At 66.7% G+C, this 10,159-nt stretch carries 7 protein-coding genes and 1 pseudogene; 6 read left to right on the forward strand and 2 right to left on the reverse strand.

Features of this window, described 5'->3' with window-relative positions; translation table 11 throughout:
* Positions 1 to 261, reverse strand: a pseudogene (locus B1964_RS01070) (acyl-CoA dehydrogenase); the annotation flags it as partial.
* Positions 258 to 995 (reverse strand): glycosyltransferase, encoded by a 738-nt coding sequence (locus B1964_RS01075; RefSeq protein ID WP_079928470.1) that lies wholly within the window; start codon positions 993 to 995, stop codon positions 258 to 260. The pseudogene B1964_RS01070 and the gene B1964_RS01075, both read right to left, overlap by 4 nt.
* A gap of 224 nt (positions 996 to 1,219) precedes the next feature.
* On the opposite strand from B1964_RS01075, the gene glf reads away from it, so the two are divergent.
* The 6 genes from glf (at position 1,220) to B1964_RS01105 (ending at position 9,749) form a co-directional block, all read left to right on the forward strand.
* Positions 1,220 to 2,443, forward strand: a complete 1,224-nt coding sequence (glf, locus tag B1964_RS01080; protein WP_079928471.1) for a UDP-galactopyranose mutase — start codon at positions 1,220 to 1,222, stop codon at positions 2,441 to 2,443.
* Between the two features lie 87 nt (positions 2,444 to 2,530).
* The gene (locus tag B1964_RS01085; RefSeq protein WP_253193838.1) at positions 2,531 to 4,447 is read left to right on the forward strand and encodes a glycosyltransferase; all 1,917 of its coding nucleotides are present in this window, start codon (positions 2,531 to 2,533) and stop codon (positions 4,445 to 4,447) included.
* Positions 4,428 to 5,165 carry a phosphatase PAP2 family protein gene (locus tag B1964_RS01090; protein WP_079928473.1) on the forward strand — a complete coding sequence of 246 codons (738 nt, stop codon included), beginning with the start codon at positions 4,428 to 4,430 and terminating at the stop codon, positions 5,163 to 5,165. Before B1964_RS01085 ends, B1964_RS01090 begins: the two co-directional genes overlap by 20 nt.
* The gene (locus B1964_RS01095) at positions 5,162 to 6,088 is read left to right on the forward strand and encodes a decaprenyl-phosphate phosphoribosyltransferase (RefSeq protein ID WP_079928474.1); all 927 of its coding nucleotides are present in this window, start codon (positions 5,162 to 5,164) and stop codon (positions 6,086 to 6,088) included. Before B1964_RS01090 ends, B1964_RS01095 begins: the two co-directional genes overlap by 4 nt.
* 46 nt (positions 6,089 to 6,134) lie before the next feature.
* A complete protein-coding gene (zomB, locus tag B1964_RS01100) occupies positions 6,135 to 8,390 on the forward strand; it encodes a flagellar motor control protein ZomB (RefSeq protein ID WP_079928475.1) in 2,256 nt (751 codons plus the stop codon).
* Between the two features lie 336 nt (positions 8,391 to 8,726).
* On the forward strand, positions 8,727 to 9,749 hold the full coding sequence (locus B1964_RS01105; protein ID WP_079928476.1) for an alpha/beta hydrolase family protein: 1,023 nt from the start codon (positions 8,727 to 8,729) through the stop codon (positions 9,747 to 9,749).
* Positions 9,750 to 10,159: the final 410 nt, after the last annotated feature.

A 10,159-nucleotide genomic window follows, 5' to 3' on the forward strand; every position in this document is an offset into this window, starting at 1 on the left:
CACGCCCCAGAAGGACCGGGGTTCGGTTGTACCGGAAGCGATTTCGTGAAGGATGGTGCGCGCGTCGAGGTGTGCTTCGACGAGTCGGCCGACGGCGATGTCGTCGTGGGTGAGGTCGGCGAGGAGACGCCAGCGTGCGGTGGTGTCGCCCTCGCCCGGATGCGACACCCGATCGGTGAGATCGTCGGCGATCCGGCGGGCCCGGGCTGCCGGGGTGGCGGGCGGGGGTATTTCAGGCGGGGGCGTGGCGGGAGCGGTCATGCCGAGCGCCGTCCGGTCGTGGAGAGCGAGCGCAGATGCGCGGCGAAGCCCTCGGGAGCGCGGCCGTGCCGACGTGTCGAGGTCGCCACCGGGGCCTGCGCGCACCAGGCGATCGAGACACCCGCCGACTCCAGGCGTTCGATCAGATCGACGTCCTCGTCGTGCGGCAGCTCGCCGAATCCGCCGACCGCGAGATAGGCGTCGGCGCGCACCCCCAGGTTCGCCCCGTGGATGTGACGGTGCCCGTCGTGATCGCGGTAGCGCCGCCGATAGCGATCTGCCAGCGCCGCCGGCCACCGCGTCCAGTCCTTGGGTGTCACCGTGCCGGCGTAGGCGAGCGCGCCCTCGGCCGCGCGCGTCAGATGGCGCTGCAGCCAGTTGCCGGGTACCTCGGAATCGGCGTCGGTGGTGGCCACCCAGGTCCGCTCGGGGTCGGTCTCGGAGGAGGCGTCGTGAAGCAACGCCGCGATGCCGGCGGCCCGCGCCGCACCGACCGCCCCGAACTCGCCGACGATCGGGGCGACCTCGGCGCCGATCACCTCGGCGGACCCGTCGGTGCAGGTGTCGAGGACCACCCCGACATGCACCGGGACAGGCACCGCGTCCGCCGCGATCCGCACCGCGCGCAGACACGACGGCAGCAGGTCGCGTTCGTTGTGGGCGGGAATCACCACGACAACACGATCGACGGCGAGATGATCGGAGTCGTGAGAGGAATGCGATGCGTTCGGCACGGGCGGCCCCTGAACTCGTTCGCGTGGTCGGGGGATGATCCCCGGACCGCGATATCGGGAGTTGCAGGCCCAATGGCTGAAGGCCGGTATGAAACTCTCAGGTTACCGGACTCGCAGGTGAACGTCGCTCCCACGGACGGACGACATCGGCCGCGCATCCCGACCCGCCACATCGCTGCCCGGCTTTGGGATTCCCTCGGTCGGGTCGGTTACCCTGAACACCCGTGGCATCCAATACCAGCGCCGATTCGCCCCGCTCCGGCCCCTATGACCTGATCGTCGTCGGCTCCGGTTTCTTCGGTCTCACCATCGCCGAGCGCGCGGCCGCCGAACTGGGCAAACGCGTCCTGGTGATCGAGCGTCGAGGCCATCTCGGCGGCAACGCCTATTCCGAGGCCGAACCGACGACCGGCATCGAGATCCACAAGTACGGTGCTCACCTGTTCCACACCTCCAACCAGAAGGTGTGGGACTACGTCAACCGCTTCACCGACTTCACCGGCTATCAGCACCGCGTGTTTGCGATGCACAACGGTCAGGCCTACCAGTTCCCGATGGGGTTGGGCCTGGTCAGCCAGTTCTTCGGCCGGTACTTCAGCCCCGACGAGGCACGTGCGCTCATCGCCGAACAGGCCGCCGAGATCGATACGAAGAACGCGGCGAACTTCGAGGAGAAGGCGATCAGCCTGATCGGACGTCCGCTGTACGAGGCGTTCATCAAGCACTACACCGCCAAGCAGTGGGAGACCGACCCGAAGAACCTCCCGGCCGCCAACATCACCCGGCTGCCGGTGCGCTACACCTTCGACAACCGGTACTTCAACGACACCTATGAGGGTCTCCCCGTCGACGGTTACACCGCGTGGCTGGAGAACATGGCCGCCGACGACCGCATCGAGGTGCGGCTGGACACCGACTGGTTCGACGTGCGCGACGAGCTACGCGCGCAGAGCCCCGACGCGCCCGTCGTCTACACCGGCCCACTCGACCGCTACTTCGACTACTCCGCCGGACGCCTCGGCTGGCGCACCCTCGACTTCGAGACCGAGGTGCTGCCCACCGGCGACTTCCAGGGCACCCCGGTGATGAACTACAACGACGCCGACGTGCCCTACACGCGTATCCACGAGTTCCGGCACTTCCACCCCGAACGCGACACCTACCCGACCGACAAAACGGTCATCATGCGGGAGTACGGGCGTTTCGCGAAGGACGACGACGAGCCGTACTACCCGATCAACACCCCCGAGGACCGAGAGATGCTCGCGTCCTACCGAGCCCTGGCCAAGACCGAGACCACCGACTCCAAGGTGCTCTTCGGCGGACGGCTGGGCACCTACCAGTACCTGGACATGCACATGGCCATCGCCAGTGCGCTCACGATGTTCGAGAACACCCTGGCGCCGCACCTGCGAGATGGTGCGGCGCTGGTGGGTCCCGACGCGTGACGCCCGGGCCCGATCACCGGCGATGACAGCAGTGCAGTCGCAGACCAGAGCGGAGTATTGAGTGTGACCCCTGCCCAACAGGAGAACGTGACCGCGTCGTCGACGGTCGAACCCGACTCCACGGCGGTCGAACTGCTGCAGCGGGTCATCTTCCCCCGGCCCGGCGAGCCCATCGACGTCCGTTCGCTCTACCTCGTCGAATCCGCGAGCAATGCGCGCCGTGCCCACGCCCCGAGCCGCACCTCGGTGATCCTCGGCGCGGAGTCCGAGGTCAGCTTCGAGAGCTACTTCAACGCCTTCGCCGCGGCCTACTGGCGACGCTGGTCGATCCTCACCTCGGTGGTGCTGCGGGTCGAGGTGATCGGCACCTGCCGCGTCGATCTCTACCGCTCCAAGGTCGACGGCTCCCGCATCGGCATCGGTGGCGATCTGGTCCCCATCGATGAAAACGGCCGTGGCACCATCGAGTTCGAGCTCGACCTCGGACCGTTCGAGGACGGCGGATGGATCTGGTTCGACGTCACCACCGACACCGAGACCGAAATCGTCTCTGCCGGCTGGTATTCGACGATCCCGGCGCCCAGCGGTCCGGACACCAAACGTGTCACCGTCGGCATCCCGACGTTCAACCGGCCCACCGACGCGGTGAACGCTCTCGCCGCGCTCACCTCGGATCCATTGGTGGACGAGGTGATCGACGCGGTGCTGATGCCCGATCAGGGCACCCGCAAGGTCGTCGACGAGCCCGGTTACTCGCAAGCCGCTGCGGCACTGGGCGATCGGCTGCACATCTTCGATCAGGGCAACCTCGGTGGTTCCGGTGGCTACTCCCGCATCATGTACGAGGCGTTGCGGCTGACCGACTCCCCGTACGTCCTGTACATGGACGACGACATCGCGATCGAGCCCGACTCGATCCTGCGTGCGCTGGCGATGTCGCGGTTCGCCCGCACCCCCATGCTGGTCGGCGGGCAGATGCTGAACCTGCAGGACCGCAGTCACCTGCACTGCATGGGTGAGGTCATCAACCACCACACCTTCATGTGGACCGCGGCGCCGTTCGTGGAATACGACCACGACTTCGCCGAGTATCCGTTGCGTGACCGGGAGAACTCGAAGAACCTGCACCGCCGGATCGACGTCGAGGGCAACGGCTGGTGGATGTGCATGATCCCGCGTGTCTGCGCCGAGGAGATCGGCCTGCCGATGCCCCTGTTCATCAAATGGGACGATTGGGAATTCGCCCTGCGAGCAGGCAAGGCCGGATACCCGACCGCGACGGTTCCCGGTATCGCGATCTGGCACATGGCGTGGAGTGACAAGGACGACGCCATCGACTGGCAGGCGTACTTCCATCTGCGCAACCGGCTCGTCGTCGCCGCGATCCACCACGACGGTCCGATCAAGGGCATTCTGCAGTCCATGGTCAAGGCAACCGCCAAACACCTTCTCTGCCTTGAGTATTCGACGGTGGCTATCCAGAACGAGGCGATCCGCGACTTCCTCGCCGGCCCCGATCACATCCGTTCGCTGCTGCCGACCGCGCTGCCCAAGATCGCCGCCATGCGCAAGGAGTATCCGGACGCGGTGGTGTTGCCGTCGGCCACCGAGTTGCCCCGAACCAGTGGTGAGGCAACGCATCTCGGGACGACGGTGCCGAGCAACCCGGTCACCAAGCTACGGGCGCTGGCCGGGGCGATCGTCAACAACATGCGCCCGGCCGATCCGCGGCATCACCAAGTGCCCCAGGCCAATTACCCGCCGATCGAGGCGCGGTGGTTCTCTCTCGGCCGGGTCGACGGCGTCACCGTCACCACCGCCGACGGCCGCGGCGTGGTGTACCGCCAGCGCGACCGCGACAAGATGATCGCCCTCGCACGCGAATCCGCGGCGCTGGTACGTGAACTCAACGAGCGGTTCCCCGAGTTGACGGAGCGCTACCGCGCCCAACACCGGGACCTGACCAGTAAGGAGAGCTGGGCGCGTGTCTTCGGAATCGACTGATCGGGGCCCATCGCCGGCCGCACCGCCGCAGACCGCGGAGCCGTCGGGCGAGGTCGCCGCACTGATCGGTGTCCAGGGTGTGCTGCTCGAGGCGCCCGGCGTCGTGCCCGCCGCCCGTGGACTCTCACACTTCGGCGAGCACTCCCTCGGCTGGCTGGCGATCAGCGCCGTCGGCTGGGGGCTGGCCGTGCGACGCGACGACGCCACCGCGCAACGCCGCTGGCTCGAGGCCGGCGTCGGCGCCTTCGGCGCGCACGCGGCGTCGGTGATCATCAAGCGCATCGTCCGGCGCAAGCGCCCACACGATCCGCGGATCCGGGTCGGAGTGTCCACACCGAGTCGACTGAGTTTCCCGTCGTCGCACGCCACCTCGACAACCGCCGCGGCGATCCTCATCGGTAGGGCCGCAGGTTTACCGCCCTACCTGCTTCCGGCGGTGCTGGTGCCGCCTATGCTCACCTCGCGACTGGTTCTCGGGGTGCACTATCCGAGCGATGTCGCCGCCGGAGCCGCGATCGGCGCACTGAGCGCCGGTGCCGTCGTCGTCGGCGATCAGTTCATCGAGCGTGCCGCCGACACCGCGGCCTGCCACCCGCGATCCACCCGGCTCGCAGGTGCTGCTGCCCGCGTCGGCGCAGTGGCACTGATGCCGGGGTCGACAGCGCGCCTCCTCGTGGGGCGGGTCGTCGGCGGCAAGTCCACTAAGGAGAAGGCATGAGCGAGGAGCCGATCGAGCACGGAAAGATCAAGGGCCCGCCCAAGAACCTGGCCACCGGGCTGATCAAGGCCGTCCGGCCACGTCAGTGGGTGAAGAACGTCCTCGTCCTCGCCGCTCCGCTGGCCGCGGGTAGCGATGCCCTGACCAACGCCGGTGCGATGGGACGCGTCGGCCTGGCGTTCATCGCGTTCTGCCTCGTCGCCTCCTGCATCTACCTGGTCAACGACGCGATGGATGTCGAATCGGACCGCAACCATCCCACCAAGCGGTTTCGGCCGATCGCCGCGGGCGTGGTGCCGGTATCGCTGGCCTACGGCCTCGCGCTGGTCCTGGGTGCGGGATCGATCGGGGTGGCGCTCATCGCCAACTGGCAGACCGCCGTCGTCATCGCCATCTACCTGGTGATCCAGCTCGGTTACTGCTTCGGGCTGAAGAACCAAGCCGTCATCGACATCTGCATCGTCTCGTCGGGCTTCCTGTTGCGCGCCATCGCCGGTGGTGTGGCGGCCGAGATCCGACTCTCGCAGTGGTTCCTGCTGGTGATGGCCTTCGGGTCGCTGTTCATGGCGGCCGGCAAACGCTACGCCGAACTGCAACTCGCCGAGCGCACCGGCGCCAAGATCCGCAAGGCGCTGCAGTACTACACCACCAGCTACCTGCGCTTCGTGTGGACCCTGGCGGCCACGGCCGTCGTGCTGTTCTACGGGCTGTGGGCCTTCGACAAGAATTCCGGCCACGACACCAACGTTGCCTATGCCCTGTCGATGGTGCCGTTCACCATCGCGATCCTGCGCTACGCCGTCGACATCGACGGTGGTCAGGCGGGAGAACCCGAGGAGATCGCCCTCGGTGACCGTGTGCTGCAGGTCCTGGCGGTGGCCTGGATAGTATGCGTGGGTGTCGCGGTCTATGCAGTCTCCTGATCGAGGGCAGTCTCCTGATCACGGGCAGTCACCTGATCGAGGGCAGTTGCCCGAGGACGACGCGCCCACTCAGTGGCTGCGTCTGAATCTCGGCGGCGACGAGCCCGACGAAGAGCGCCCGGTCGGCGCGAACGAGCGCACGGTCGACGACGACGAGCGCACAGTAGATGACAACGAGCGCCCAGTCGATGAAGATGAGCGCCCGGTCGACGCAAAGAAGCGCACGGTCGACGTCGGCGCATGGCGGCGTTGGGGTGGCCGCGAGTGGACCGCCATCATCAGCTTCCTGATCGGTGCCATCACCGTCACCACCTTCTTCGCGATCGGTGCGTGGCAGCGGCGCTGGATCGCCGACGACGGACTCATCGTCCTGCGCACCCTGCGCAATCTGTTCGCGGGCAACGGGCCGGTGTTCAACGCCGGAGAGCGGGTTGAGGCCAACACCTCCACGGCGTGGACCTACCTGCTGTGGTTCTGGGCGTGGGTGACCGACGGCCAACTCGAGTACGTCGCCCTGTGGGTGGCGCTGGTGTTGTCGGTGTCGGCGGTGCCGATCGCGATGTACGGGACCGCCCGCCTGTTGCGTCGACGCCTCGGTGGGATCACCGGCGACGGCTTCACACTGCTGCTTCCGCTCGGCCCCATCATTTACATCGCGTTGCCGCCGGCGCGCGATTTCGCGACCAGCGGCCTGGAGAACGGGCTCTGCATCTTCTGGGCCGCGGTGCTGTGGTGTCTGCTGATCTCCTGGTGTCGGCGACCTTCCGGGGCCGACGCGACTCGCGCCGGCTCGGCGGCCACACTGTTCCTCGCCTTCTGGGCGGGCCTGGCGCCGTTGGTTCGGCCCGAGCTCACGGTCATCGGCGGTATCGCCCTGGTGCTGGTGTTCCTGGCGCCCCAGACGTGGAAGATGCGTGTCGGCATCGTCGTCGTCGCCGCGATCCTCCCGGTGGGCTACCAGATCTTCCGGATGGGCTACTACGCCCTGTTGGTCCCCAACCCGGCCGTCGCCAAGGACGCCAGCGGTTCCAAGTGGCATCAGGGCTTCATCTACCTGGCCAACCTCTTCGGGCCCTACACGTTGCTGTTGCCGGTCGTCCTCGCGCTCATGGCGGGCATCCTGCTCGCCGTCGGGGTGCGCGCACGCAAGCTCAGCCCCACCGAGCCGCCGTCGCAGACCCCGAAGTCGGTACGTGGCCGGTTGGCGTCGTGGTCGCGGCGTCTGCAGACGCCGGGCGCGGTGGTCACCGCGATGGTGCTCGCCGGCCTCATCGTCGGGCTGTATTGGCTGCGTCAGGGCGGCGACTTCATGCACGGCCGCGTCCTGCTGACACCACTGTTCGTGATGTTGTTGCCGCTCATGGTGATTCCGGTGACCATCCCGGTGCGCGGTGTCGCCGCGGCCTTCCGCCGCACTCGCCGGCCCGTCCCCGCCGACAGCGCCCCCGCCGACACCGACAGCGCTCTTGCGGACGCCGACGGCGCCCCCGCCTCCGCCGACAGCGCTCCCGCTGACGCCGACGGCGCTTTGCGCGCCCGCCGCACACGCCTGCAGCTGGTCGGCTCGACCGTCCTTGCGGCCATGTGGATCACCACCATCGCCTGGGCGGCGATCGTCCACGAGGATGTCCTGCCCAACGCCGGCATCGACATCGGCCGCAGCGGCATCGTCGACGAGCGACGCTTCTACGTCACCAACATGGGCATCGAGAACCCGGTCACCGCCAAGGATTACCTCGACTATCCGCGAATGAAGGCGATGGTCGAGGACATCGCGCAGTATCAGAAGGAGGGCGGCGTGCTGATCGCGTCCTTCGACTACGACCAGTGGTACATCGCCCGCCTCCCCGCCAATACCCCACAGGACAAGCGCCACCTGACGGTGTTCTTCCTCAATCTCGGCATGACCAGCATGAATGCACCGCTCAACGTGCGGGTCATCGACCAGATGGGGCTGGCGTATCCGATCGCCGCGCACACCGAGCGCCTCGACGACGGCCGCATCGGGCACGACAAGGTGCTGCCGACCGAGTGGGTGGTCGCAGAGGCCGGAGCGGTATCGCGAGCCCCGATCCTGCCCGGGTTCCTCGACGAGGACGTCGTACGTCAGGCGCAGGTGGCCCTGACGTGTCCGGCCACCCGGGATCGGATCGCCTCGTACGAGGCGCCGTGGACGTGGCAGCGGTTCAAGAGCAACCTGATCCAGTCGTTCACGTTCACCGACTATCGCATCGACCGCAACCCCGAATACGAGATCGAGCACTGCGGTCTGACGATGCCGCCGCGCATCCACCCGCGCTGACCCGTTAAGAGGAACGCTGTGAGGAACCTTCGCGCAGCATCGGAGGAACTTGCGAGAAATTATCTCGAATCGGTAACGTGCCGCGCAGTGCGACCGATAGACCGACCGTGAGAACTGCGGTGGGACCGATCCGTCCGCGCCAACCTGAGAGAGCTGTGAGAGACATCACAGAGTTTGTCAGGGTTCGGTGGCTGCAATAGGCTGCCGGGGGGTTCCTCGTGCTCAAAGTTGCGCGAGGGTTCGGTGTGGGGGATCGGACGTCGCAGAGGTGTAGTCCGGAGTTCGACGCAAGGCTGATCTGCGTCGGAACCGGTGACAGAGGGAGAATGCAGGTCGATGGGTGTAGGTGAACTGAAACCGAAGGCGTCCACGGGACTCAGTGCACGGTTGGTGGCGATTGTGGTCGCCGTGATGACCGTCGCGGGTCTGATCGGAGCAGTGGTCGGGACGGGCCAGGCCGATGCGCGCATCAACGGCACGGGCTTCCGCAAGACGCTGTGGATCGACGCCTGCGGCATGCCCACCAACGGCGCCTTCGGCAACAAGTCCATGGCTCCCGGCAAGGTCCAGGTTCGTACCTGGTTCAAGCCGCAGAACAAGCGCACCGTCATCCTGCTCGACGGCATGCGCGCCCAGTACGACTTCTCCGGCTGGGAGATCAACACCAACGTCCAGGAGCTGGTCAATCGCGGCGTCAACGTCGTCGAGCCGATCGGCGGACCGGCCAGCTTCTACACCAACTGGAACGCGCCCAGTAACTTCAACGGCCAGCAGAGCCGCTACATGTGGGAGTGCGTGATCAACAACCGCCTCCCGCAGGCACTGCGGGCCAACGGATTCCAGGGCAAGAACGGCAAGTACGCCATCATGGGCGTGTCCATGGGTGGTAACGCCGCACTGGTCCTCGCCTCCAAGCGTCGCGACCTCTACTACGCCGCCGGCTCGCTGTCGGGCTACAACTTCCTCAGTGCCCCCGGCATGCACACGATGATCCGTCTGGCGATGCTCGACGTCGCCCCGCAGCCGTGGAACGTCGACGCCATGTGGGGCCCGCCGTGGGACGGCCGCTGGTACGACAACGACCCGTCGCTGCGCATCAACCGCATGCAGGGCCTGAAACTCTTCGTCGGTTCCGGTAACGGACTCTTCGGCAAGTACAACGCGCTGCCGAACGTCTTCGACGACCTGTTCAAGGGTTCGACACTGGAGTTCCTCGCGTTCACCCAGGCCAAGGCCTTCGAAGGACTCGCCTTCATCAACGGCCTGCCGATCATGAGCTACTACGCCAACGGCACCCACGCCTGGGGCTACTGGCAGGACATGGTCTGGAACGCCTATTCGCGAGGCTTCTTCAACTGATCGAGTAGCGCACTGCTCGACTGAGCAACGATCAACTGAGCACCGGGACAACCCCGGCCGCCACCACACGGTGTCGGCCGGGGTTGTCTCATTGGTCCGGCATGACCGGCTATCTGCGCAACTCACATCACAGAAGTCACAAAAATCTCACCCGCCACAGCGTGGCGTCGCGCCAACCTGTGCCACGACGTGTAAGAAACACCTGAGGCGTAATGACACCAGTGAGATTTCTGTGACTTGAGGGGACACTGAGTCGACGCGGTCGCCGACCGCGGTGCGTCGACCATCAGGGGTGCGAAGGAGCGCGAGGGTATGCGAACAGTGAGTGCGGGGCGAACGAGTGGGCGTACGGCCACTCGCGGTGCGACGAGCCGGCGAACGCCACGAGTCGTCATCACGATGGTGGTGGT

The organism is Gordonia sp. i37 (assembly GCF_002043085.1).
GTDB classification, from domain to species: domain Bacteria; phylum Actinomycetota; class Actinomycetes; order Mycobacteriales; family Mycobacteriaceae; genus Gordonia; species Gordonia polyisoprenivorans.

What these genes read in the sequence shown, in the direction of transcription:
- B1964_RS01095 (WP_079928474.1), top strand. Translation starts at nt 5,162, where the DNA reads ATGAGCGAGGAGCCGATCGAGCACGGAAAGATCAAGGGCCCGCCCAAG.
- B1964_RS01105 (WP_079928476.1), top strand. Translation starts at nt 8,727, where the DNA reads ATGGGTGTAGGTGAACTGAAACCGAAGGCGTCCACGGGACTCAGTGCA.